Source organism: Pseudoalteromonas sp. TP27 (assembly GCF_056470645.1).
In genome coordinates this window covers 45,884-70,331 of record NZ_JARDAK010000014.1, presented here as the reverse complement: position 1 = coordinate 70,331, position 24,448 = coordinate 45,884, and the positions used below count along the sequence as shown (strand labels likewise).

The window sequence follows — 24,448 nt, the reverse complement described above, 5'->3', positions numbered from 1 at the left end:
AAATAAGTAATGTCTAAAAATATCAAGTTTTGTTGAGTTTTTCTATGCACTATTACTGTTAAGGTCGTTTAACACTTTTATTAAGGTACACCATGAACAATACAACATTTGATTACATTGTGATTGGCGCAGGTAGTGGCGGCTGCGTGATGGCATCGCGCTTGTCTGAGGATAAAAATGTTAGTGTGTGCTTAATTGAAGCCGGCGGCAGCGATAAAAGCGCATTTGTACAAATGCCAGCTGGCATAGCGGCAAGTGTGCCTTATGGCATAAATAGTTGGCATTACAATACAGTACCTCAAAAAGAGTTAAATAATCGGTGTGGTTTTGTGCCGCGTGGCAAAGTGCTGGGTGGCTCGAGCTCTACCAATGCAATGGTTTATATTCGCGGTACTAAATACGATTACGACCAGTGGGCACAGCTTGGTAATACAGGCTGGGATTTTAATAGTTTACTCCCGTATTTTATTAAAGCTGAAAACAATAAAACCTTTATAAATAATGAGCTGCATGGCACTGATGGCCCCTTACATGTGCAAGATCTTAATAACCCAAGTGCAATTAATCAGTGTTTTTTAAACGGCTGTAAAGAGCAGGGCGTTAATTTAAGCGACGATATTAATGGTGCAGAGCAGCAAGGTGCACGGCTTTCACAAGTTACTCAACATAATGGCGAGCGTTGTAGCGCCGCTAAAGCGTATTTAACACCTAACTTAAATAGAACTAACTTAACGGTACTGACTAAAAGCCACGTTAATAAAATTATAATTAATGATAAAACCGCCCAAGGTGTGCAAATAGAAAAAAACGGCAAAGTAATAGATTTACTTGCTAATAAAGAAGTGATTTTGAGTGCCGGTGCTATTAATTCCCCGCAGGTATTAATGCTTTCGGGTATTGGCCCTAAAGCTCAGTTAAGCGCTCATAATATTAAGGCTCAACACGTACTTGAAGGTGTTGGCGCTAATTTACAAGATCACTTAACCGTAGTGCCGCTTTATAAATCAAAAACAAACAAGGGTACCTTTGGTATAAGCCCACTTGGTATTGCGAGCATTTTTAAAGGCTGCGTTAACTGGTTTAGTAAGCGAGAAGGGCGATTAACGAGTAATTTTGCAGAGTCGCATGCGTTTATTAAGCTATTTGAAGATTCGCCTGCATCTGACGTACAGCTAGAATTTGTTATAGGGCTGGTGGACGATCATAGTCGTAAATTACATGCTGGGCATGGTTACAGTATACACAGCAGTATTATGCGCCCTAAAAGCCGAGGAACTATTACATTAGCCGACAGCAACCCGCGTAGTGCTCCACTTATTGACCCTAATTACTTAAGCCACCCAGACGACTTAGCTACAATGCTTGCTGGTCTTAAAAAAACACTCGCTATTATGCAAAGCAAAGCCTTTGATACTATACGCGGTAAAATGGTCTATCCGCTTGATATAAATAATGATGAGCAGTTAATTGAGTTTATACGCCAAACGGCAGATACCGAGTATCATCCGGTTGGCACATGCAAAATGGGGCAAGACTCAATGGCAGTGGTGGATACTAATTTGCGAGTACACGGGGTAAGTAACTTACGCGTAGTGGATGCGTCGATTATGCCTACAATTATTACCGGTAACACAAATGCACCGGTAATTGCGATTGCTGAAAAAGCAGCTGATTTAATTAAACGCGGCAACGTTTAATTATTAAAGACACTTAGCTATAAAATTCGTTTAACCATTGTTGCCAATCGCTTTCAAGGTGCAGCATTTGCTGATGTTTTTTAGCGTTTAGGTGCTTGTTTTCGTCCTCGATTGCCATGTAAGGTCCAACGCGACAAAGCGGGCAATGGTTAGGTGTTAAATATGCAGGCTTGGTAAGGCGTGAACTTAATTCGCTAATGTGTGCATCAATACCCTTTGGGCTAAACACATAAGTGATACCGCTGGTGTCTTTTACGTGTTTATCGCGGTCAACATTACGAATTTTATAACCTTCAAAATGGCTAATATCAAATGGGATTTGGCCTAAGTAATCAGCGTTTAAACCGTTATTTAAACTGCCTTCTATATTCCATTCGCGATAGGGCTTTACGTCTTTAGAGGTGATGTAACAAAGCATTGGGCCATCAGGGTTCAGCGCATATTCGTTCGCGTATTTAATAAATTGGTGCAGTAAAGCGCGGTTTAATACATTCATACTGGTTTGGCGCGTGTTGTTTTCAAATGCTTCACGGCCAACAAACGCAGGTATAAGCGGAAACTGAAAAATAACCACATCAAAGCTGTGCTGATTTGCACTTAGAGTTTGCCAACACGCAGGGTTTGTTACATCAAAGCTATTAAGTACGGCAACGTTTTGCGCTTTTAAATCGTTAAGCGCATTGTCTTGGTACTTTTGCTCAATAGTGATTGCATCATCGTAGGTAGAGGCCACTAATGTGCGCGGCTTTACGTTGTTATGTATGGCGCTCGAAAATGATAAGTCGCCATCGCCAACAGTGAGTATTCGCCAATCAGGATCTAAATACATAAATTAAAGCGGTTTAGTTGGTGTGTTATCAGCATCAGGCGTACTTTTTTGAGACTGTGCGGCAAGTAAGCGATGAAACGCAAGACGTGTTTTTAACCCTTCAATTGCGATTTGTTTAATAATAAGATTAAAGGTAATTAAAATGGCAAAGGCAATATGAATAGGCCCGTGGGTAAATCCTGCATCTGTGTCGTAAAGCATTAAACCGAATAGCAAAAATAAGACGACCAAGAAAATTTCGAGTAATTGACTTGAATAAAAACTCAAACGACCTTCACTTTTATGATCTTTTTTTATGCGAATAGCACAAAAAAATGGAATCACTTTGATTTTAAATGCCGCGTTTTTTTCTACGTAGTTTTCGCCAAGTTCATCAAGTTGTTGGCGTAATTGGTCAATCATGGTGTGTCCTCAAATAGCAGTGCGCGGATATTACCTTATAACCACGCAATATTTAAGTTTACAGTCACTATTTAGGGTAAATACTCATACCAATAGTAAGGATATGACAAACAAACACAACAGAGGTAAGTACAACACGCATTTTTTGATAATCTTTATGGTAGGTTTGCCATTGCGCTGTGGCTTTTTCGAATATAAGTACTAACCAAAAACTAGCTCCTAGCCAAGCCAGTACCCACTCTACAGGTAAAAATGATAAAAATGGAACTGGGATAACAGGTAATACCGCTTTAATTGCATTGCTATAGCTTTGCTCTCCGGCGCGCCACAAGTTACCTGACATAAATGCTAAAATGGCGATACTGTAAAAAGTAAAAAACTCTAAGTTAAGGCTATTACTGCCAAACATAAGCGGCCAACCCACACACCCTAAAAACGGGATTAAGCCTAAGTAACCTAGTTGTATGTGGTTAAAAAATTTTTCCATAGCAGTGTGCCTTGTGTTTGAACGTTTTTAAGCGCGGCTATTGTAGCAGTATTGCGATTAGCGATCTTAATAATTCGCCAGACTTTACAATCCAAATAATGCTTACGGTAAAAGAGATTATATAGTTCAATCCAAAAAATAGATTGCTTTAATCTAAACAATCAATTTTATTTAATTTCCCATTGGTCGTATTGTACTAATCAAGCCAACGCAGAAGGTCGTTTTAAACGAGAGCGTTGATTACTTTTTAAATACATTAAATATAGATGAGGAAATACCATGAGCACTTCATTAATCAATACTAAATTACAACCATTCAATGCAACCGCTTACCACAACGGTGACTTTGTAGAATTGTCTGAAAAAGATGTTCTAGGTAAATGGTCAATCTTCTTCTTTTACCCAGCTGATTTTACGTTTGTATGCCCAACTGAACTTGGTGATGTTGCAGATCATTACGCACAACTTCAAGAAATGGGCGTAGAAGTTTATTCAGTATCTACCGATACTCACTTCACTCATAAAGCATGGCACGACACGTCAGACACTATTGGTAAAATTACTTACCCAATGATTGGTGACCCAACTGGTCGTATTACACGCAGCTTTGGTGTAATGATTGAAGAAGAAGGTTTAGCACTTCGCGGTACATTTGTAATGAACCCAGAAGGCGAAATTAAAATTATCGAAACTCACGATTTAGGTATTGGCCGTAGCGCTAAAGAACTTGTTCGTAAAGTACAAGCTGCACAGTACATTGCAACTCACGACGGTGAAGTTTGCCCTGCATCTTGGCAGCCAGGTGAAGACACACTTGCACCTTCATTAGACCTAGTGGGTAAAATCTAAGTATAGATTTATTCCTACTATAAGGGCAGGTAACTGCCCTTAAATCAACGAACATCCGTTTGTTGGTGCCTCCTATATCAAAATACTTGTTTAAGCACATGCATTATTTGGCATGGGAGGCTTGCTGTTTAAATTTTCCTAAAAGGGTTAAGCCATGTTAGATAACAACATAAAAAATCAATTAAAAAGCCATTTCGAATCGCTTACTCAACCTGTTGAGCTACTTATTGCCTTGGATGACAGCAAAAAATCAGCAGAAGTAGAAAGCTTAGCGAACGATTTAGCCTCACTGAGCGATAAATTTACTGTAATAAGCAATCCTGATACAAGCGCACGTCGCCCATCAATGGTTGTACATTCACCTATTAAAAATACTCATATTACGTTTGCAGGCGTACCTATGGGTCACGAATTCACAAGTTTAGTGTTAGCGCTTTTACATACTGGCGGACACGCAAGTAAAGCCAAAAGTGAAGACATTGAGCAAATACAATCGCTTACTCAAGAACTCAACTTTGAAGTATATATAAGCTTAAGTTGCCAAACGTGCCCGCAAGTAGTCCAAGCACTTAATACTATGGCAGCGACAAACAGCAATATTAAAGCGACCATGATTGATGGCGCATTATTTCAAGCAGAAGTAGAAGAGCGAAATATTTTAGCTGTACCGGCTGTATATTTAAATGGCGAACCATTTAGCCAAGGTGCACTGAGTCTTACCGACATACTTAATAAAGTAGATAGCAAAGGGGCACAGCGCCAAGCTGAGTCGCTAAGCAAAAAAGATAAATTTGATGTACTTGTAATTGGTGGCGGGCCTGCGGGCGCATCAGCTGCTATTTACTCAGCACGAAAAGGGTTAAATACAGGTATTGTTGCCGACCGATTTGGCGGACAAGTTGCAGATACATTAGCAATAGAGAACTTTATTTCGATTAAAGCGACTGAAGGTCCCAAATTGGTTGCCCAGCTTGAAGAGCACGTTAAAGAATACGACGTAGATGTAATGCATAATCAGCGCGCAGCGGCACTTGGTTATAATAATGGCTACGAAATCACACTTGAAAATGGCGCAGTACTTAAAGCTAAGTCGCTCGTACTTGCAACCGGTGCACGCTGGCGTGAAATGAACGTACCAGGGGAGCAAGAATATCGCGGCCATGGTGTGGCGTATTGCCCACATTGCGATGGTCCTTTATTTAAAGGTAAGCCTGTTGCCGTAATTGGCGGTGGTAATTCAGGTATAGAAGCGGCAATTGATTTAGCTAATATTGTACAAAGCGTTACAGTACTTGAATTTGCAGACACACTACGTGCAGATGAAGTACTTATTCGTAAAGCTAAAAGCATGGCCAATATTACGATTATCAAAAGTGCACAAACAACTGAAGTATTAGGCAATGGTAAAAAAGTAACAGGCTTAATGTACACAGATAGAGTGTCGGGAGAGAGCAAAGAGCTTGAACTTGACGGTATATTTGTACAAATAGGTTTGATACCTAATACCGAATGGTTAAAAGACAGCGACCTTGAATTAAGCAAATTTGGTGAAATACTGATTGATGCTAAAGGCGCGACGTCATTACCAGGCATTTATGGCGCGGGGGATGCAACCAATACTCCGTTTAAACAAATTATTATTGCAATGGGCAGTGGTGCAACAGCAAGCTTAGGCGCATTTGATTATTTAATTCGTCACTCTGAAGACGCTGATCAAAGCGCTGCTTAACATTATTTAATAAAAAATTTAGTAAAAACTCTCTTGATATAACAGCAAGGCTACACCCATAGCTGTTTGTTAACCCAAGCCGCCCTTCTCCAAAGGCGGCTTTTTTAATTTATAAAGTTCTTTAAATACATGTTTCTTAAGCACTACCTGGTGAACGACTATCTAGATCATCTGATTTTACTATTATTGAATCTTTGGCTTGTAGCCCTGTCTCAACTTTACCTGCTGTTTTTATTAATATATCTTGGCTTTCTTTATCTAGTTTTGTTATTAAATTTGAAAAACCAGGTATGTTTTTTAATTTATCTACCGCATTTCCTAATTTAACACTTTTATCAAGTGCATCCATAATAGGGTGGTCAGTCGTTTTATAATCAGAAATTAGTTTCCCTGGATTTTCTGCATTAACATGAAGGATGTTAAATAATAGCTTTACACGAAGTTCATTAGATAGATCACCGTCTTTCAATTCTTCTATCTGGGTTGATAAGCCTTCAAATGTCTTACTTAAAACTCCTTTGTGTGTGTATTCTTCGATTAACCTTTTGGAAAGGTTTGCTTTTTTGTTGGCTGAATAAGCTATCCATAAAACAGGTAGATATAGTGGTAAAATTGATAATATAATTTTTGGAGTATCTGACAAAACGGCTAATAGATCTTTATTTAGGCCAATCAGTAAATAAAGATCAACAGCAAAAGGAACTAAAGAAATAGCGACAAGGCTACGGATAGCATTTGTAAAAGTTTTTTTATGATTTTCCATTTCGGTTTTTTCCGATAATGTTTTTTCATCATAAGCACTACTTAAACCTGCAGTTAGTGCATCAGGTAATAACTTAATTATCCTATTATAAACTTCATTATGTTGATTATTATGGTTGCTAAGTTGTTCCTTGTGAGAAATGTCATATTTATCTCGTAATTCTTCAATATCTTTTTCTGATTTACTAACAAGTGATTCAAATTGCTCTGTTTTGACTTGTTTATAATCAATTAGTTCTTGATTGAAATCTGAATAGTTCTTTTTCAACTCATTAAATGAGATTTCAAGTTCATCTTTAAGTCCTTCAATATGCTCTATTTCACCAGTATCACTTTCTGTGTCATACCCTAAAATCTCTTGCCTTAATTCTTTTATTTTACTGTGATGAGATGCAATATTTTTGAGAATGCCTTGAGCTTTAGTTTCAATGCCTTCTAACTCATCAATACTTTCAAGAGCATTAACTAATTTTGTCGGTAAATCACTGTGCTCATCAACAGTTGTTACAAGTATGTCTACATTAGCTTGTAAAGATGACTTTAATTCTTCAGTTTCAGATTCAATACTTTGAATCTTATGTAATAATTCAATGGATTTATCTTGAGAGTTAGTAACTAACTCCAAGTTCTCTTCAATACTTGTCTTGGAGCTCGATACGGAGGTATGTATCGCTTTAATTGAATCGGCATATTTTTCAATTTCTTCTTTTATTTTCTTTATATTTGACCTGTAAGCGATTGCTGATCTTGATGCTGTTTGAGCATCTTTTTGGCTTTCACTTGGTTGTTTAGCTTTTGCTTCTAGTAAATCTAGTTTTTCATCTAGAGCTATAAATTTCTTATCGAATTCGGTGTTTTTTCGTTCGATCGGAACAAGTCTTTCCCAAATTAAGCCAATTTCTTCTCTATTATTTTTTTCACTACCGAAGATCATACTTCGCTTTCCTTATGATTCAAATTATTCGAGATAAACACTTTAATTATATTAGTTTTTATTCACTCGTAAGTATATAAAGGTCAATAAGTTTAAAAATCTAGCCGTTTAGCGGCCGATGCAATCGCAATTTCTAATGAGTGCATTTTAAATGGTTTTGATATAAACATATCCATACCTGCTTGTTTGCAGGCAAGTTTGTCTTGTGATGAAGTATTAGCAGTTATGGCCACTATGTAGGTTTTTTCATGCGAGCAGATGTTTTCTGATCTGAGCTGCTTTGTTGCCTCAAATCCATCGAGTATGGGCATTATACAGTCCATAAAAATAAGGTCATAATGCTTTTGGCGACATTTTAATACTGCATCTTGGCCATCTACTGCTGAGTCGGCTTTAATATTAAGTTTGCCTAAAGAAGCATGAAGCACCAACCTATTAATATCGTTATCATCAACTACAAGTACTGATAGTTCACTGCCATTGATATCTAACGTTGATTTAAGGCTTTCTTGTTTTTGTTCTGTCCCTTGTTCAATAGGAATATTTACTAAAAACGAAGTGCCTTTATTAGGTGCACTGTTTACCTTTATTGTACCGCCCATATATTCAACAAGTTCTTTTACTATTGCAAGCCCAAGGCCTGCGCCACCTTTTGAGTTTTTAGCGTCGATTTCTTGAGAAAAAGGAGAAAACAGTGATTCTAAAAAACCTTTACTCATTCCTCGGCCAGTATCAGACACTTCAATATTTAAAATTAGCTTAGCTTTTACTTTAGAAAGGCTGGTGTTTAGTGTAACTGAACCATTTTCAGTAAATTTAAGCGCATTACTCAGTAAGTTAGAAGTAATCTGGCTAAGGCGTGTGTTATCGCTAAACGCCCAGCAGTTATCATCAATTGTATTATTTACTTGCAGCGTTACATGCGTGTTTTTAAATAGAGGTGTATACAAAGACGTTAAATCGGTAAAAATTGTTTTTAATAAAAAGTCAGTGGGTTCTAGCTTTAGCTCACCATGATTAATTTTAGAAAAATCGAGCACTTCGTTAATAATACTAAGTAAAATATCGGCGCTTCTAAGGCCTATTTTAATTTTTTCAGCGCGAACTTCTTCACTGTGTTCATCAACTAATGTAGTTAGCATACCTGTAATGCCATTAAGAGGGGTTCTTAATTCGTGGCTGATTTTAGCAAATAGCATGCTTCTGTCTTCAAGTAAGCGCTCGGCTTGGGCTTGCTTTTGTTTAAGTTCTTCTCGGAGCATTACTGATTCGGTTACATCTTGGCAGGTGCCAAATAATCGTACACATCGGCCTTCATCAAATTCGGCCTCACCAAAAGTAGCTACCCATAGATGTTTATTTTTAGCGGTTACTGCTTCTAGTTCTAGATTCCATTTTTTGCCTTTTTCTATGGCTAATTCTACCGCGCGTGTTATGCCTTCACGACTTGGGCCTTCTTTATAAAACTCGATTGCAGAATTCATTTGCGGTTGAAATTGTTCACCCACTTCATATATGAGATAGGTTTGTTCACTCCAGGTAATTTTATCGGAGATTAGATCAACTTCCCAAGTGCCTATATTTGCAACGCTTTCTAACTTTAGTAGTGTATTACTATTTTTTATTAATTGTTCTTTAGTTTGGGTGCGAGCAAATTCTGAGCCTAGCCATTGTGCAAGAAGTTCTATGTAGTCGTATGAGTCATCATTAAAAGCGAGGGAGTCTTTTGCAGATGAAAAGTTAACGGTACCAAATATTTTTTCGCCAATTTTTATTGGCGCGCCGATATAAGACTCTAACTGAAAATTGATATAACAGGGGTGGTTTGCAATTGCGCTTTGAGATGCTTTATGAAAGGCAAGTGCAGAGCCTGCAGCGAGCGTATGTACGCAATAGGTGCCTTGTAAATCAAACACAGTACCGGGCAAAAGTGAGTTGTCGGGGGTTATGGCATGTAAAACGGTATAGCTGTTTTCATCTACTTTACTAATAATACCTAGCTCTAGGTTAAATACTTCTAACCCAAACACTAAGAGCTTATTAATTTTACTTTCAAAATCAAGCGATTGATTCGAAACTATATCATGAAAACGTCGTAAAAAATTCAAAAGAAAACACCCCGTAAGCTTTTGTTCAATATATATAATACATAAGCCAGTTAAGGCGTTGTGATTAGTTTAAAATTCAGTTTAGCAGTTTTAATAAGTAATAACTAAAATTGATATGTATTAAATTTTATAACCTTATGTTTTTATGAACTAAGTTAGTGGTTTATTAATAGTAGTATAGAACGCGATACCGCCAAGTATATAATACTCAGCGGCATACTTTTAATACGTTGAATTTGGGGTATATTGCGGGTTGATATCACCGCCCACTTCTTCTGGATCTACATCGTTAATAAGCAATGTTTCGCGTACAGCTTCTATGTGATTAAGCACTGTTTGGTAACGTTCGCCATATTCGTACTTTGTAACTTCAATAGCTTTAGGCATGTAAGTAAAAGCTATTTTTAGGGCGTGGAGTGCTTCTTCGTTTATTTTTTCGCTCATAATGTTCTCTTATGTGTAGGCTATAGTTAATAAAATAACACCAAATACGATTCGATAAATACCAAAACTTACAAAAGTGAAGTTTTCTAAAAATCGAATAAACAGTTTAATAGTAAAATAGGCAACAACAAAAGAGGTAATAAAACCCACAGCAAGTGCAGTTAGGTCATCTAAGCTAAACAGTTGGTAATGTTTAAGTAAGTCGTACCCTGAGGCTGCTGCAAGTACAGGTAAACCAAGTAAAAATGAAAATTCAGCGCTGGCTTTTCGATTTAAGCCACATAACATGGCACCAACAATAGAGCTCCCAGCACGACTAGTCCCCGGAATTAACGCAAATACTTGTGCTACGCCAATCCAAAGAGCTTGTTTATAAGTAACTTGGGTTACATCGGTAGTTGTGCAGTTAGCTTCTTTATAACTGCGCTCTAATAGTAAAAAAATCACACCGCCTACAATAAACATAACACCGACTACTGGTACGCTAAACAGTGTTTTTATTACATCGCTAAATATAAAGCCAATAATACCCAAGGGAATAAATGCAATGGCAACTTTAACCCATAAATTGAAGTGTTTAGGGCTGAACTTGTCTTTATAATTGGCAAGTACCGCTAAAATGGCGGCAAGCTGGATAATTACTTCGAAGGCGAGGTTAGCGTCTGTTGATTCAATGCCTAACCACTTTGACGCTACAATTAAGTGCCCAGTTGATGATATGGGTAAAAATTCTGTTATACCTTCAATAATACCTAAAATAATCGCGTTAATTATATCCACGGTTTACTGCTTCCTGAAAAATTAAAAAGCCCGAACTCGGCTTAACTGAAATGACGCATTACTGCGTACCTAAATTGCGAGGCGTAGCATAAAAGCTCTTAAGGCAAACCAACAGTGTTTTTAGACTTAATTTGTTTAATAAATTGCATTAAGCATTAAATGCACAATATAATGGCAATTGTTATCATTTGCATGTGCTGTTTTGTATATGTTTGGGCAAATTTAATGAGCGAATAATGAATAATAAAAAAACCTTTACAGCTACACGGCGAAGGCACTTAATTGCGTGTGTATTAGCGTTAGTTACTGCGGTAATAATGATTCCGGGTATGACAACCTATTTACCGTTTCAAATGAATGAACAAATATTACTGCCTATTTTACTCTTTCCTGTTATTTGGACTGCGTTGTTTATTTATGCGTATTTGGCGCAAAAAGTATGGCAACCTTTTGTAGTAATGATTGCATTGTGTGTATCACATGGTTTATTGAGTTTTTGGGCGTTAACGCAGGGGCAGGGATGAAGTCGATTACTTTAAAAAAGCTATTTTTATTACATAGCTGGGTAGGAATTATTACTGCTGTGCTGCTATTTATTGTCGCATTTAGTGGGGCATTAGCGGTGCTGTCGCGCCCTGAGTTAAAAATATGGGCTAATCCAGAACTACAATCTAGCCAACACGTTGCTAGCGCTCAAATTAACCGATTAGTAAATGAATACCATAAACAGGTGCCTAGTGAATTTGGCGAAAACATTCATGTGTTTTTACCCAGTGGGCATAACTTTCATTTATTAACGTTGGTATTTGAATCTCACCATGGCGATGAAAATTACGACCAAGAGGTGGCTAGAGTATTCCAGTTTCATCCGGATACGTTGGCGCTGGAAAATACTTATTATGGGCCTAGTAAAGAGTTTTACGCTAATAAAAAAACGGATGCGCCAACTTATATAGGTGAGTTTCATGCAGATTTGCATTTAGGACGACCAATTGGGTTAATACTCACTGGGTTTTTAGGTTTAACGCTTTTAGTAAGTGCAGTGACAGGCTTGTTTATTCATCGCAAATTGATAAAAGAGCTCTTTACGTTTAGGCGAGATAAAGGGTTAGATATTGCAGTAAGCGATGCACATAAGGTTATAGGTATTTGGGGCAGCGTATTTAATATTTTGATTGGTTTTACAGGATCATTTTTAGGGCTCGCGACCATTATTTTACTACCAGCAGCAGCGTTTGTGAGCTTTGGTGGCGATCAAGATAAGTTAATAGAAACGTTTACCGCCATTCCTGAGCCTGTAGTTAGCCACATTAAGCAGCCTACAAAAATAGACACTATTTTAGAGCATGCTCATAGTCGTTACCCTCAAGCAATAATTAGAGATGTAACCATAATGGCGCATAACGATGCGAACGCGCAGGTATATTTGCGTTTGTTAGGTGGCGAGGCTGTTGCTTCTCAGTTGCTGCATTATCAGGGCAATGGTGAGTTTGTACAGTCGATGAGTAGTTTTGGTGATATTTCAGGTGTTTCGATAAAAGTAATTGAGTTGATGTTTCCGCTGCACTTTGGGAACTTTGCAGGAGTGTTTGTAAAACTGCTTTGGGTATTACTTGGCTTAAGTACTGCGCTTTTACCTATTTCGGGCATGATGATGTGGCTCACAAAGCGTACGCGTGGCAGTAGCCCATCGCTTAGCATGCAGGCCTATGCACGCTGGAATCGTTTTATTATTGGCAGTTGTGGAGGCTTGGTATTAGCAAGCTTTGTACTTTTCCCTCTGCAAGTTGTACTTAATTACACTGTTGTTGGCGTGGCGCAAAATAGCTTTTTTGGACCCGTGTTTTTTTATACGTGGTTGGGATGGTTACTTTTAAGTGCATTGCCTATGGATTATAAAAAATATTTTAAGCTGACTCTTTTACTATGCGGCGCTTCGCTTGCTGTAGTGCTGCCGCTTAACATTATATTTGGAGTGAGCAATGTTATTAACTTTAATAGCGCGCTTGTTGCGGTAGTAGATATAAGCTTTATGGTGGTGGGTGTTATGTGTATGTTTGTTGCCTTAAAAATAAAAAACACACAAAAATTACAAGTTGAGGTACAACCCGTATGAACGAGCTACTAATTATGATTGCCATGGTGAGTTTATTATTAATGATGATTAACATACGAAAAAATACACTCGCAATACCAACCAAAATACTTTTAAGTGCGCCGTTATTTGGTTTAGCACTGATATGCTTTATAGGTGTTTATGGTATTTTAGGCGGTGCAATATGCACCGTTGTGGGGGGCATGTTAGCGGGTTTACTAACGGCAGTTATTGCGGGTAAAGCACCGCAATTATTAGAGTAAAGAATACCGCTATTTAGCTAAAAAGGTTTTAGCAGCATCAATTCCCATGTTGTAACCACTATTGAGTATTTCAAACTTTTTAGTGGTACGGCCAACTTTAAAATTAGCCGGTGGTGCAATAATATTGATTTTGCAGTCACTAGGGCGTGTTGATCTTTGTGGATCGAAATTTGTTCAATCTAGGGGCGATTAAATCGCGGCGCGAGGTTTGTAACCTAGTGGGCTAAGTAAAAACCGAGCAAAGCTTCCGCGTCCTGCTCACGCCCCTTACCGACATCCATGTAGGCAACAAAGAGTTAATCGTCCCTAGAAAGAACCCAAAGGGCAGCGCATGTTTGGTATTTATGCTGCGTTATCGCCTATTCATGGGGAATAACCACACTACATAGGCTCCGCCTTGCCTAAAAACCAAACATACTGCTGCAAATTCACCCACCAAAGATCAACACGCCCTAGGGCATGTTGATAAATTAAAGCCAGGTACACATCGCGAAATCAACTGTTTTCTGGTAAGGTTTGGGTTACAAGGCTTTGTTAATAATAAAGAATAATTATTTATGTTTGATCCTAGCGTAACCATTTTTGAAAGCACACAGAATCAGCTTGCAGAAAGTCCTCTTTGGCACCCTATGCTGAATACTTTTTTTGGGTCGACATAAATAAAAAACTACTTTTAAGTAAAAAGACACACAACGAAAGCCAACTAAAAATAGTTAATATGCCTGATACGCTCAGTGCAATAGCGTGGATTGATGAGCAGCACTTGTTACTCTGTAAAAGTATTGGTTTATATAAATATCATATTAATTCAAACACTCGCCATCTTATCCTCAATATTGAAAATACACTGTTAAACAGGCGTTCAAACGATGGCCGCGCCGATCCATGGGGTGGTTTTTGGTTTAGTACAATGGATGTAAATGCTAAAAAAGGTGATGGTAAAATATACCGTTATTATAAACGCCAGCTTAAAGCGGTTGTGAGTGGCATGAGTATCCCAAATGGATTGTGTTTTGATAAGGCACGTTTACGCGCTTATTACTGCCTCTCTTTCACGAGTTGTATTTATGTATTAGATTTGGATGAGCAAACTGGCGAACCTTGCTCTGAGCCACGTGTTTTTTATCAATTTAATAATACTGATGTTGTCCCGATGGATGCGTAACCGACCAATTAGGTAATTTGTGGCTAGCTGTGTGGGGAATGGGATGTGTTATATGTTTATCCCCAGGCGGTGAGCTAATTAAAACAATAAAGCTTTGTGCAATAAAACCGACATGCACCGCCTTCGGTGGTGAAAATGCTGAATGGTTACTTGTGACATCGGCATTTGATGAAGCGATTAATAATGCTGTTAGCGAACAAGGTGCTGTATTTCAAATATCAGATATAAAAAACGGGCAGTTTGAGCCGCCCGTTTTACTGTAACTTACAATTTACAGTGTTTTTTTTAAAGTGATGATTAGCTTTTAGGCGTAACCCACATAACACCCACTTCTTTTTTGGTTACTAAAACCTCAGTACCAGCGCCAATTGGTTGCTCACTTTTAAGCTTCCAGCTAATACCAGAATATTGATGTGTAGTTAAACCTTGTTCTGTTACATCGCTAGTAAGTACAAAAGTAAGTTCAGCAAAATCACTATTTACTTGCTTCTTATCTACGCGATTTTGCATTTGTTTTAATGGTTTCCAAAGTACAACGGCCAAACCTGCTGTTACAATTGCATTACTCCAAAGGGCGGTGGTTAATGAGTCGGGTAAAATACCAAAACTCATTAATAACCCTGTGAGGAATAACGATAATCCAAAAAACAACAAAATAAATGTAGAAAGGCCAAGTACTGCTACTTCTATTATTAAAGCAACAATACCAAGTACCATAAGTGTTTGCGGTAAATTTTGCGTAATAAAATCCATACAAACCTCTTTATTTAGTTATTAACCCAAATTCTTTTTATTTAAACTATTAATAATTGCCATACCTTGGGCAACCATTGAGCTTGCATCTGTTGCGTTATCTGGCAGTAATACTATTGATGACTCACGAGCAATCGCTTCTTTAGCTGCAATTGCTTTAGTTGCTAAGTCTAGCTGAATTGCTTTTTGACCTTGCTCGGTATCTGCAGCTTCACCAACTTTAATAAGTGCATTTGCTTGTGCTTCAGCAATAGTTGTAATTGCAGTTGCTTCACCCTCAGCGCGTAAAATTTGCTCGGCTTTATCGGCTTCTGCAGCAAGTACTTGTGCTTGCTTTTTACCTTCAGCAACGTTGATATTTGCTTGGCGGTCACCTTCTGATTCTAAAATTTGAGCACGTTTAACACGCTCAGCTTTCATTTGCGCTTGTTCTTTTAAGTTACGATCAGCCGAGATCCTATCAATAAATGGAATAATAAAGTTAAGGCCGGCTTCTTTAGTAGATTGGTATTTACCAAATCGTTCGATTAACCAGGCGCGGTTTTGTGGTACAAATTTAACGCTACTTTTCAAAAGCACGATGACAAAAACAAGTAAAAAAGCCTCAACAGTAAAAATCATGTCGAGAATTTGTGTGACTGGGTCCATTTATACCAATCTGCCAAATTATGTGATCTAATTAGCACACTGATACTTATCTACTTTTACTAAATTGAACTTAGAAAAATCCAAGCAACTTTTAGCTTTATCACGTAAAGAGCCTAATGCAAGAAAACGCATACGCCTGCTTGCTGTTTCATTATTCTTTGAGGGTGAAAACAGAACGAATATTGCTAAGCGCCTAAATACAGCGCGCCAGTGTCAATAAATCGGTTTCAAGCTACCTTAACAATGGCGTTGCTAGCTTGAACAACAAACCGATTAAAGGTCGTCCTGCTAAATTAACCTCACAACAACTAAATACACTGTCAGATTATGTAAAACACTCAGCAAGTTCTTCAGAAGGAGGCAGACTAATGGGGAAAGATATTGCTCAGTATATTTATGACCAGTTCAACATTAGATATCACACCGTTCATATTTAAAAACTGCTCAGAAGCGTGGGTTTAGCTGGGTCACAAGCCGTTCTAAGCACCCAAAGCAGTCAAATGAAAGCCAAGAGGCTTTTAAAAAAGTCCCAAGTGGAAACGATCCTTCACACCCCAGGACATCTCCCTTTAGAGCGCATTGATGTTTGGTTTCAAGATGAAGCACGGTTTGGACAACAAAATCAAACAACACGCTTATGGGCTGAAACAGGCTCGAAGCCTCGCGCAACAAAGCAACAGCAGTTTGAGTATGGATACTTATTTGGTGCAGTGTTCCCAAGTAATGGTAAAGCAGAAGCGCTGTTCAGCCCTATCGTCAATAAAGACGTCATGGCGCAACACATGGAATTAATATCAAAAGCCACGGAGGCAGGACGTCATGCGGTCGTGATCGTTGATGGCGCTGGTTGGCATACTATTGATACTGTACAACCATTCAATAATGTCACGCTAATAAAACTTCCGCCTTACTCCCCGGAGTTAAATCCAATAGAGCAAGTATGGAGTTGGATACGGCAACACTGTCTATCTAATCGTGTGTTTAGTGGCTATGAAGGAATAGTTGAACAGGTTTCGCAAGCGTGGAAAAAATTCATTTCTGTTCCTGATACGGTTAAAAGCATATGCTCTAGAGACTGGATCAAATTGACTTAATCTTTATGCAGATTGGTATTAAACATTCCTTGTAATAATTAAACGCTGAGTGGTTGTATTGTTTATAATTTCAGCGTGTATAGATTATCACTACAGCCGACTTTTAACCACTAAAACTCACTGCAGCGCTCCGACTTAGTTGGTTTTCTCAAAACTGGCTATTTTATTCCTGCCTGTTTCTTTTGCGTTATAAAGGGCTATGTCGGCGTTAGTTATTACTTCTTTAGGTGTTGTTTTTTGACTGGGTATAAAGCTATAAAACCCAATGCTTAAAGTGAGGTATTTACTGACAATTGAAAAGTTATGTTCAATTGCGAGTTCTGAAATTTTTTCCTGAATTAGAGCTGCAAACCTTTGACAATGTTCTGTATCGATTGTGGGTAAAACTATCGTAAACTCTTCACCACCGAAACGAGCTGCTAGATCACCTTCTCGTTTACACAAATTGTGCAGCGCTTTGGCTACTCGTTTTAGTACTTCATCGCCTAGCTGATGTCCGTAGTTGTCGTTATAACGCTTAAAAAAATCAATATCACACATTATTAAACTAATAGGCTCTTTATTACGTGCACAGCGCTTAATTTCACATTTTAAAGTGTGATCAAAACAGCGTCGATTGGCGATGTTTGTAAGGCCATCAGTATTGACTTGTTTATTGAGTTTTTGGTTGGCATTAATGAGTTGCTGCTGAGTCTGTTGAAGTTCATGCTTGTAATTTAAATTTTTGAAAGCATTAGCAAGCATTTCACCTACTAACCTTAGGCGAATAAGGTCTAAATCAGTCCAGTTTCGTTTTTTAACAACGCAATCACAGCCTATAAAGCCAACCAGTTCTTTGTCATAACGTAAACCAATGCAAAGTACCGATTTTATTTTTTGTTGCTGAAAAATTGTTTTTTCACTCATTGCCTGAATAGGTAACGACGTTACATCGTTAACTCTGAATAAGTGAGTACTAACCATTGAACTAAAAAAGTAAGGGAGATCGTCTTTTGGAAGATCCTGTAAGTCGTCCTTAAATGGTTGTATATTGCCATTGACCCATTCGTGAGTATTATTGATGGTTTTACCATCTTCAGCGAACTTAAAAAGGTAACTTCGATCTGCGTGGCAAACGGTGCCGACTGCTTTTAATGCATAATTGATATGCTTATCAACATCATCATTTTGAATATCAATTAAGTCAGTTGAAATGTTCGAAATAATGTTACCAAAATCATATTGTTCATCTACATTATTATTTAATATATCGATAATGATGATTGAGTTTGAGTTAAGTAATTTTGCAAATTTTACATTGAGTAGTAATTTGGACGTTGGTTTTGACAGAACAAACTGGCATTGATTATTCGCGGTAAAATAGTCAAAGAATAGCTCCTCGATTAACAGCTCTTTTTTACTGTGATGATTGGTTAACGTAATATGTGAAAAATCAGCTTTTTTAAAATGTGTATTCTCTTTTAAGCCAAATAAACTCAGCCCTTGGCTATTAACTTTAAATATATTCGTATTGCTATTATAGAGTAAAACGCAAAATGGCAGTAATTCCATATTTTGCCACGTTTCATCTGTTAGGTTTTTACTCACTCAACTCTCCATGTACTTAAGCTATAATTTTGTTACTTTTGTATTTGTATTTTTATTGTTCTCACTTACTAACTATTAGCACATTTTTTTGGATTTACTAAGTTTTTAGTGCGTTTGATGGCTGTACGTATTATAATTGATACTGTATATCATTACCCATTTCTACTCTAAGCCATCATTGGCTTATTTGCATTTTAAGTATAGGTTATTCAAGCATTTCATGACAGAAATCACTACACATCAAGCCTCGCGTCGTCGGTTACTTATTGCGCTAGCAATTACGTGTTCATTTATGGTAATTCAGGTAATAGGTGCTTATTATTCTAATTCGCTTGCTGTACTTGCTGATGCTGGGCATTTGTTTGTCCACAATAGTTCGTTGTTTATTGCGCTCATTGCGTCAAGTCTGGCTATCCACTTTGCTAAAACCTACAACGATGGTCATCAACGAGCTGAACTCATAGGTGGGCTAATAAATGGCTTTTTATACTTAGCAATCAGCTTAATTATTTTATACGAAGGTGGTGAACGGTTTATTCATCAACATGAAGGCAATGAGCTGGCTATTAATAGTTATTTGATGTCGGTTATTGCGGCAATTGGCTTTTTGTTTCATGGTGCAGCTGCATGGGTTTTATATAAAGGCCGTAAAGCGAGTATTAATGTTTACGCGGTATTTTTACATTCATTCTTTGATTTAATTTCAACCGTATCGACATTTGTTGCCGGCATTCTTATATATTTTACGGGCTGGGTTGTTATCGATATTTTATCGAGCATGTTAATCGCTTCTTTCGTATTATTCACCGGTATTAAGGTTATTATTCGTTGTATAAAAGGTTTGCGTTTAAATAAAGCAAAACTCCCTAAGGTTACTGATATTGAAAGTGTAATTACAGATATGGAGCATGTTCACAATGTTCACAACGTCACAGTAACGCGTAAATACAACGGTGTTGTAGTAGGAGCGCACGTCGTACTTAAACAGCATTGTACGATTGAAAAACATGATGAAGCATGTCGTTTGAAGGTCGAGCAACTTCTAGCTGAAAAATTTAATGTACACAATAGTGTATTACAAATAGAAAGCCACGAATGCCATCACATCCATTAATACAAGTTAGTTACTATTAAAAGCGTGCAGAGTTGATAGGCACGCTTTTAACGCTTCAAATCAATGATATTGCTAAAACAATCGCTTTTGCGTAGGTCTTTAGCATTCATTGGTCTCGCAAAGTAATAACCCTGCAATACATTGCACCCAACTTCAGCTAAAAATGCCACCTGTTCGCGTGTTTCCACTCCTTCTGCAATGCAGTAAAGATCTAAGTTTTTTGCTAGCGAAAAAATGGTTTTAATAATCGACTCATCCCCTTTATCTACACCAATACTATTTACAAAGCTTTGATCTATTTTAATAACATTAATAGGGAATTGGCTCAAATAGGTGAGTGATGAGTAGCCCGTACCAAAGTCGTCAAGTAATAATTTAAACCCAGCCGCTTTTAAGTTTTGTAGTTGTTTGGCTGCTTTAAGTTTATCTTCTAATAAAATGCTCTCTGTTATTTCAAGCCTTAACTGTTTTGGGTGTACTTGAGATTCAGCTAATATGTACAGCAATCGCTGCGTTATATTTGTTTTTAAAATATGCTTAGGCGATAAGTTTAAAGATATATAAAACAATGGGTTTTCGTTGAGTATAGGGGCAAGTTCAATAAGTGCTCGGTGCAAGGCTTGCTCAGTAAGGAGTTCTATTAAACCGGTTTCCTCTGCTACAGGAATAAAGAGAGCTGGCGATACTAACTGACCTTTATTCTCCCAGCGCATAAGTAACTCAACACCATTTATTGTTTTTTCTTCTATATCGATAATAGGTTGATAGTGATTAAAAAATCGGTTGTCTTTAACTGCATCTTTTAAATCATTTTCAAGAAGTAGCTTTTGTTTTATCAGCTCATTCATTTCATCGCTAAAAAACTTAAAGTCGTTTCTCCCGTCTTGTTTAGCGTGCATCATCGCAATATCGGCATTACGAATGAGTATATCGGTGGTTACAGCATCGAATGGATATAAAGCGACGCCAATGCTGGCTGAAATATTAATAGAGAAGTCTTCAATAATGACTTTATTAGCTAATTCATTGCTAATTTTCTTTACTGTATTGCGAAGAGATTGCAGCGATTCTATATTTTGAATGAGCACTAAAAATTCATCACCACTTTGGCGGCCAAGTTTGGCATTTTCGCAAAGCATACCGCTTACTCTTTGGGTAATATTACACAGCAGTTTATCACCCACTGCGTGACCAAAAGAGTCATTAACAGGTTTAAATTTATCTAAATCAATAAATAATAATGCACATTGTGTATTATTTTCATCGGCATATCTAATCGCTTTTTCGATGTTTTGATACATTAAACTACGATTTGGTAGATGCGTCAGAGGATCGAAATTGGCTAGGTAGCGCAGCTCGTCTTCCGCACGCTTTTGCTCGGTTAAATCCGTAATAACAACAACATAGTAACTTACTACCGATGTATCTTTAGCAACGGCAGTCGTACTTATATGAATAGGATGTTCGTTATTCTTTGTTGTTTTTATATAAGTATCATTTTGCCAGTTGTCTGTCGGTTTTAATTTTTTTAGAATATGAGCAAACTCTCTACATTTATTTTTACCAATGGCCTTAATAAATAACTTCGGACTAATTTTAGTCACAGCTTGTTCATTTGAAAATGTTTCAATGAAACTGTTATTTGCTGAAAATGGCATTAAATGTTCATCGAGTATAAGTAACCAGTCGTTTATTTGACTAAACGCTTCACCTAAAATTTTTGCTTGTTGCTCATTAGCCCGTTGCTCGGTGATATTGGTATATATGCCAGAAACATATAACGGCTCATTTGTTTGAGGATCATATATAACTTGCCCTGTATCTTGATACCACAGCCAATGCCCATCTTTGTGCTGTAAGCGATAAGTTGCTTGCCAGTTTTGATGCTTTTTGTATTTGAAATAGTTTACCCACTGACTTTCAAAGTGGCGTTGATCATCGGGGTGTATAAGTGCTAAAAATTGTTTTATATGTACACGTTCAGGTAAATCTGAATAACCAAGTTCAATTCCTCTGAGTGTATTTACAGAGTTATCTTTAAAGCGATAATCCCACACTCCACTTTTATTGTTTTTAAGGGCTAGCTCGGTTTGTTTTTGCGAATGGATAGTGGCTCTATGTGCCTGTTCAATAGCAACTTGGCGGCTTCGATACTGCCAAAAAATAAAAAACAAAACCCCAAGTATTAAAACTATATAAGCGGCAATAGCAAAGGGCGACTTCCATGGCGCGTAGGCTACATTGATATTAAGCGTAGTCGGTTCGCTTGTAACAATACCATCACGATTATGCGCTGATATTTTTAGTGAGTAATTGCCAGGTTGAAGCTTTGTAAAAAACACTTGGTTAGATTGTAAGTCTTCGTATGTAAGGGATGTAGGACCTGAAAGAATTACTTTATAATATGCTTTATCAACATTAGGGTAAGAAAAGTTAGAAAAGCTAACGGTCAATCCCATGTCTTCATAATCGAGATCAAGCGGTTCGCTAAGGTATTTATTAGGGTAATAATTGAGTTCTTTAGTAAAAAGACTGATATCAGTAATAGCTAGGTTACTTTTTTTAAGTTGTTCTTTTTCGTTAAAGTCTAAAGGGTCAAAAAGTAGTGCTCCTGCATTACCACCAAATATAAGACGACCATCGCTTAATGTTGCTGCTGCTATCGGTGTAAATTGATTTATATTTAAACCGTCTTTTACTGAATAACTCATTACATTGAGTGTATCTAGGTTTATTTGATACAAACCATTGTCGGTACTTACCCATAAAAAACCGTTTTCATCAGGAAGTAATGAATAAATAGAATCAGTATTAAATGAATTTTTTAATCCTATATAGTGCTTTCTTTCATAAGTAATTGGGTCAACACCAAGTAAACCTTCTTGGGTGGTTGCTAACCATAAAATATTTCGCTTTGAGTCTAAGTAAAAATTTTCTACCGTGTAAAAAATATCTTTTTTAGGGTTAAATGACTGAAATATAGTTGTTAATTTTTGAGTTTTTTCGTTGTACCTAAGGAAGCTTTTTGATGTACCAAGTGAAAATTCGTCAGGGTTAGTTTTAAGGGGTTTATAAAAGGCGTAAGAAAATAAAGGATCGACTTGTTCTTTAAGCCCTTTAATAATTCTTGTTTTTCCGGTTGTTTCATTAAAAACATAAAAGTTATCATCAGACATAAATGCATATTTGTCTGCGGCTAATTGAGCAAAACCAAATAAATTGGGTTGGTTAATTACATTATTATCTGTGTCTTTATTCTCAATAATTTTACCAGTTTGCTTATCAAAAAGTTCAAATCCGTTATAAGTAACAAGCCAAAGGAATTGATTATCACCTATTGAAGAAGCAAATATATCGTATACCGCAGAAGCCCCATATATCGCTTTTGGGTCGGTAGAACTTAAATATATATCGCTTTTGTTTGTTGTTTTATCGAAGCGTGCAATTCCATCTTCGGTTCCTAACCATATAATATTATTATTGTCTTGATAGGTTGCATGAATAGTGTTGTTGCCAGGTAAGGAGATGTGTTTAAACCGTTGGGTTTTAATTGGCCAGGTAAACACGCCTTGGGTTCTAGATGCGAGCCAAAGCACGCCAGACTTATCAATCATTAGATCGTTGATTGAGTTTTCATTAATATTAAACTTACTTTTTTCATAATTTAATATGAACTCTAACTCTTTGGTTTCGCGGTGGTAACTAAATAATCCACTTTCTGTTGCAACAAACTCGCCGTAAACAGTATTGGCATAATCCCATATATTATAATCAGGAATTAGCGTTGTGATATTTACTGCAGATATATTTTTGTTATTATCAAATGCTAATTGATACATGCCTTCAACAGTGCCAACAAGTAGTCCTAATTCACTATCAACACTTAAAAATTTTACGTTTACATTATCTAACGTATTTTTTTCTGGGGGATGAAGAGGTATTTTTACAAGTTCTGAACTATCTATATTTGCAGTGTATAATCCATTATTTGTACCAATATATAAAGTATTTTTATATATCGTTAATGCTCTAATGTAGTCACCTTTATTTGGCAGAGCTAGCTTAAATGTGAAGCGTTTACTCGTCTCATCAAATGTATATATTTGATCATCTATGGCGAGGTAAAAAGTATCTTGTTTTTGGGTCATTGCGGAGATTGGAGAAAACATTTTTTCTTCTTTATCTATTTGACCAGAATAGATTTTTTCAGTTTTTAAAGTGAGGGGGTCTATTATATATGCACCGGAAAGATTGGTTGAAACTATGATATTTCCATCTTCGGCTTTAAATAAAGCATAAATATAGTGTTTATCTAACCCAAAGCCACCATCAAAGGTTTTGACTTGATATCCGTCAAAGCGATTTAAACCCTGTTGGGTTGCTATCCATATGTAGCCAATTTCATCTTCTTGTGATTGCAAAACGTAGCTTTGCGAGAGGCCTTCATCAGTAGAAATACGTTGTAATTGCTGAGCATAGTTTTGTGATGCAAAAGTGCTTTGAATGCATAGTAAAAAAATAATGATAATATGATAAAAAAATTTACTCAAACGCACTTATAAACACTCTCAGGGGTAGATAGATTGGTACTTAGCTAGATAGTAAATATAGCATAAGTTTTTATTTTTGAATTACAAATAATATACGTTCAGTTAAAGATTTTATTTTCAAATAGTGAGCTAATATATAAAGATATGAGCTAATCTAT

Annotated in this window: 20 protein-coding genes and 2 pseudogenes; 10 read left to right on the top strand and 12 right to left on the bottom strand. The window is 37.1% G+C overall.

The features are described from left to right. Positions 1-92 precede the first annotated feature (92 nt). On the top strand, positions 93-1,697 hold the full coding sequence (locus PX700_RS15535) for a GMC family oxidoreductase (RefSeq protein WP_479521184.1): 1,605 nt from the start codon (positions 93-95) through the stop codon (positions 1,695-1,697). Between the two features lie 13 nt (positions 1,698-1,710). Here PX700_RS15535 and PX700_RS15530 read toward each other — a convergent pair whose 3' ends face one another. The 3 genes from PX700_RS15530 to PX700_RS15520 all read right to left on the bottom strand — a co-directional run bounded on the left by PX700_RS15530 (position 1,711) and on the right by PX700_RS15520 (position 3,415). Further along, positions 1,711-2,526, bottom strand: a complete 816-nt coding sequence (locus PX700_RS15530; protein ID WP_479521183.1) for a class I SAM-dependent methyltransferase — start codon at positions 2,524-2,526, stop codon at positions 1,711-1,713. A gap of 3 nt (positions 2,527-2,529) precedes the next feature. Continuing rightward, entirely contained in the window at positions 2,530-2,928 is a 399-nt protein-coding gene (locus tag PX700_RS15525) for a hypothetical protein (protein ID WP_479521182.1), read from the bottom strand. 67 nt (positions 2,929-2,995) lie between these two features. Next, a complete protein-coding gene (locus tag PX700_RS15520; RefSeq protein WP_479521181.1) occupies positions 2,996-3,415 on the bottom strand; it encodes a DUF3429 domain-containing protein in 420 nt (139 codons plus the stop codon). A gap of 279 nt (positions 3,416-3,694) precedes the next feature. On the opposite strand from PX700_RS15520, the gene ahpC reads away from it, so the two are divergent. Next, the gene (gene ahpC, locus PX700_RS15515) at positions 3,695-4,264 is read left to right on the top strand and encodes an alkyl hydroperoxide reductase subunit C (protein ID WP_008134426.1); all 570 of its coding nucleotides are present in this window, start codon (positions 3,695-3,697) and stop codon (positions 4,262-4,264) included. 154 nt (positions 4,265-4,418) lie between these two features. Then, positions 4,419-5,993 (top strand): alkyl hydroperoxide reductase subunit F, encoded by a 1,575-nt coding sequence (gene ahpF / locus PX700_RS15510; RefSeq protein WP_479521180.1) that lies wholly within the window; start codon positions 4,419-4,421, stop codon positions 5,991-5,993. A gap of 136 nt (positions 5,994-6,129) precedes the next feature. Here ahpF and PX700_RS15505 read toward each other — a convergent pair whose 3' ends face one another. The 4 genes from PX700_RS15505 to PX700_RS15490 all read right to left on the bottom strand — a co-directional run bounded on the left by PX700_RS15505 (position 6,130) and on the right by PX700_RS15490 (position 11,021). Beyond that, positions 6,130-7,689: a hypothetical protein gene (locus PX700_RS15505; protein ID WP_479521179.1), complete on the bottom strand. Its 1,560-nt coding sequence runs from the start codon at positions 7,687-7,689 to the stop codon at positions 6,130-6,132. Between the two features lie 92 nt (positions 7,690-7,781). Continuing rightward, positions 7,782-9,797 carry a GAF domain-containing hybrid sensor histidine kinase/response regulator gene (locus tag PX700_RS15500; RefSeq protein ID WP_479521178.1) on the bottom strand — a complete coding sequence of 672 codons (2,016 nt, stop codon included), beginning with the start codon at positions 9,795-9,797 and terminating at the stop codon, positions 7,782-7,784. A 222-nt stretch (positions 9,798-10,019) separates the two neighbouring features. Further along, positions 10,020-10,241, bottom strand: coding sequence for a penicillin-binding protein (locus tag PX700_RS15495; protein ID WP_479521177.1), 222 nt, complete (start codon positions 10,239-10,241; stop codon positions 10,020-10,022). A gap of 9 nt (positions 10,242-10,250) precedes the next feature. Continuing rightward, positions 10,251-11,021, bottom strand: a complete 771-nt coding sequence (locus PX700_RS15490; protein ID WP_479521176.1) for an undecaprenyl-diphosphate phosphatase — start codon at positions 11,019-11,021, stop codon at positions 10,251-10,253. A 236-nt stretch (positions 11,022-11,257) separates the two neighbouring features. Between PX700_RS15490 and PX700_RS15485 the strand changes: the two genes are divergently transcribed. Genes PX700_RS15485 through PX700_RS15475 form a run of 3 tightly spaced genes read left to right on the top strand, consistent with a single transcriptional unit; the run spans position 11,258 to position 13,379 of the window. Then, positions 11,258-11,545 (top strand): hypothetical protein, encoded by a 288-nt coding sequence (locus PX700_RS15485; RefSeq protein WP_197120138.1) that lies wholly within the window; start codon positions 11,258-11,260, stop codon positions 11,543-11,545. After that, positions 11,542-13,137 carry a PepSY-associated TM helix domain-containing protein gene (locus PX700_RS15480; protein WP_479521175.1) on the top strand — a complete coding sequence of 532 codons (1,596 nt, stop codon included), beginning with the start codon at positions 11,542-11,544 and terminating at the stop codon, positions 13,135-13,137. Before PX700_RS15485 ends, PX700_RS15480 begins: the two co-directional genes overlap by 4 nt. Beyond that, positions 13,134-13,379: a hypothetical protein gene (locus PX700_RS15475; RefSeq protein ID WP_415637192.1), complete on the top strand. Its 246-nt coding sequence runs from the start codon at positions 13,134-13,136 to the stop codon at positions 13,377-13,379. Before PX700_RS15480 ends, PX700_RS15475 begins: the two co-directional genes overlap by 4 nt. A 9-nt stretch (positions 13,380-13,388) precedes the next feature. Here the strand turns inward: PX700_RS15475 and PX700_RS15470 are convergent. Then, positions 13,389-13,523, bottom strand: a pseudogene (locus PX700_RS15470) (DUF6363 domain-containing protein); the annotation flags it as partial. 475 nt (positions 13,524-13,998) lie between these two features. Here PX700_RS15470 and PX700_RS15465 point away from each other — a divergent pair. Next, positions 13,999-14,544 (top strand): SMP-30/gluconolactonase/LRE family protein, encoded by a 546-nt coding sequence (locus PX700_RS15465; RefSeq protein ID WP_479521174.1) that lies wholly within the window; start codon positions 13,999-14,001, stop codon positions 14,542-14,544. 38 nt (positions 14,545-14,582) lie between these two features. Next, entirely contained in the window at positions 14,583-14,807 is a 225-nt protein-coding gene (locus PX700_RS15460; RefSeq protein ID WP_415637190.1) for an SMP-30/gluconolactonase/LRE family protein, read from the top strand. Between the two features lie 34 nt (positions 14,808-14,841). Here the strand turns inward: PX700_RS15460 and PX700_RS15455 are convergent, their stop codons facing one another. Both PX700_RS15455 and PX700_RS15450 read right to left on the bottom strand, forming a co-directional pair. After that, positions 14,842-15,297, bottom strand: coding sequence for an NfeD family protein (locus PX700_RS15455; protein WP_165742026.1), 456 nt, complete (start codon positions 15,295-15,297; stop codon positions 14,842-14,844). A gap of 21 nt (positions 15,298-15,318) precedes the next feature. Then, a complete protein-coding gene (locus PX700_RS15450) occupies positions 15,319-15,945 on the bottom strand; it encodes an SPFH domain-containing protein (protein WP_479521173.1) in 627 nt (208 codons plus the stop codon). Positions 15,946-16,009: 64 nt separating this feature from the next. Between PX700_RS15450 and PX700_RS15445 the strand changes: the two are divergent. Continuing rightward, positions 16,010-17,039: pseudogene (locus tag PX700_RS15445) on the top strand (IS630 family transposase). Between the two features lie 135 nt (positions 17,040-17,174). Here the strand turns inward: PX700_RS15445 and PX700_RS15440 are convergent. Further along, the gene (locus tag PX700_RS15440) at positions 17,175-18,626 is read right to left on the bottom strand and encodes a sensor domain-containing diguanylate cyclase (RefSeq protein ID WP_479521172.1); all 1,452 of its coding nucleotides are present in this window, start codon (positions 18,624-18,626) and stop codon (positions 17,175-17,177) included. A 220-nt stretch (positions 18,627-18,846) separates the two neighbouring features. Between PX700_RS15440 and PX700_RS15435 the strand changes: the two genes are divergently transcribed. Then, positions 18,847-19,740, top strand: a complete 894-nt coding sequence (locus PX700_RS15435; protein WP_415637186.1) for a cation diffusion facilitator family transporter — start codon at positions 18,847-18,849, stop codon at positions 19,738-19,740. Positions 19,741-19,787: 47 nt separating this feature from the next. Here the strand turns inward: PX700_RS15435 and PX700_RS15430 are convergent, their stop codons facing one another. Next, positions 19,788-24,296: an EAL domain-containing protein gene (locus tag PX700_RS15430; RefSeq protein ID WP_479521171.1), complete on the bottom strand. Its 4,509-nt coding sequence runs from the start codon at positions 24,294-24,296 to the stop codon at positions 19,788-19,790. Positions 24,297-24,448: the final 152 nt, after the last annotated feature.

Coding starts and splice junctions, on each gene's coding strand:
- PX700_RS15525 (WP_479521182.1), bottom strand. CDS start 2,928: ATGATTGACCAATTACGCCAACAACTTGATGAACTTGGCGAAAACTAC.
- PX700_RS15480 (WP_479521175.1), top strand. CDS start 11,542: ATGAAGTCGATTACTTTAAAAAAGCTATTTTTATTACATAGCTGGGTA.
- PX700_RS15450 (WP_479521173.1), bottom strand. CDS start 15,945: ATGGACCCAGTCACACAAATTCTCGACATGATTTTTACTGTTGAGGCT.
- PX700_RS15535 (WP_479521184.1), top strand. CDS start 93: ATGAACAATACAACATTTGATTACATTGTGATTGGCGCAGGTAGTGGC.
- PX700_RS15520 (WP_479521181.1), bottom strand. CDS start 3,415: ATGGAAAAATTTTTTAACCACATACAACTAGGTTACTTAGGCTTAATC.
- ahpC (WP_008134426.1), top strand. CDS start 3,695: ATGAGCACTTCATTAATCAATACTAAATTACAACCATTCAATGCAACC.
- PX700_RS15475 (WP_415637192.1), top strand. CDS start 13,134: ATGAACGAGCTACTAATTATGATTGCCATGGTGAGTTTATTATTAATG.
- ahpF (WP_479521180.1), top strand. CDS start 4,419: ATGTTAGATAACAACATAAAAAATCAATTAAAAAGCCATTTCGAATCG.
- PX700_RS15485 (WP_197120138.1), top strand. CDS start 11,258: ATGAATAATAAAAAAACCTTTACAGCTACACGGCGAAGGCACTTAATT.
- PX700_RS15505 (WP_479521179.1), bottom strand. CDS start 7,689: ATGATCTTCGGTAGTGAAAAAAATAATAGAGAAGAAATTGGCTTAATT.
- PX700_RS15495 (WP_479521177.1), bottom strand. CDS start 10,241: ATGAGCGAAAAAATAAACGAAGAAGCACTCCACGCCCTAAAAATAGCT.
- PX700_RS15455 (WP_165742026.1), bottom strand. CDS start 15,297: ATGGATTTTATTACGCAAAATTTACCGCAAACACTTATGGTACTTGGT.
- PX700_RS15460 (WP_415637190.1), top strand. CDS start 14,583: ATGGGATGTGTTATATGTTTATCCCCAGGCGGTGAGCTAATTAAAACA.
- PX700_RS15530 (WP_479521183.1), bottom strand. CDS start 2,526: ATGTATTTAGATCCTGATTGGCGAATACTCACTGTTGGCGATGGCGAC.
- PX700_RS15435 (WP_415637186.1), top strand. CDS start 18,847: ATGACAGAAATCACTACACATCAAGCCTCGCGTCGTCGGTTACTTATT.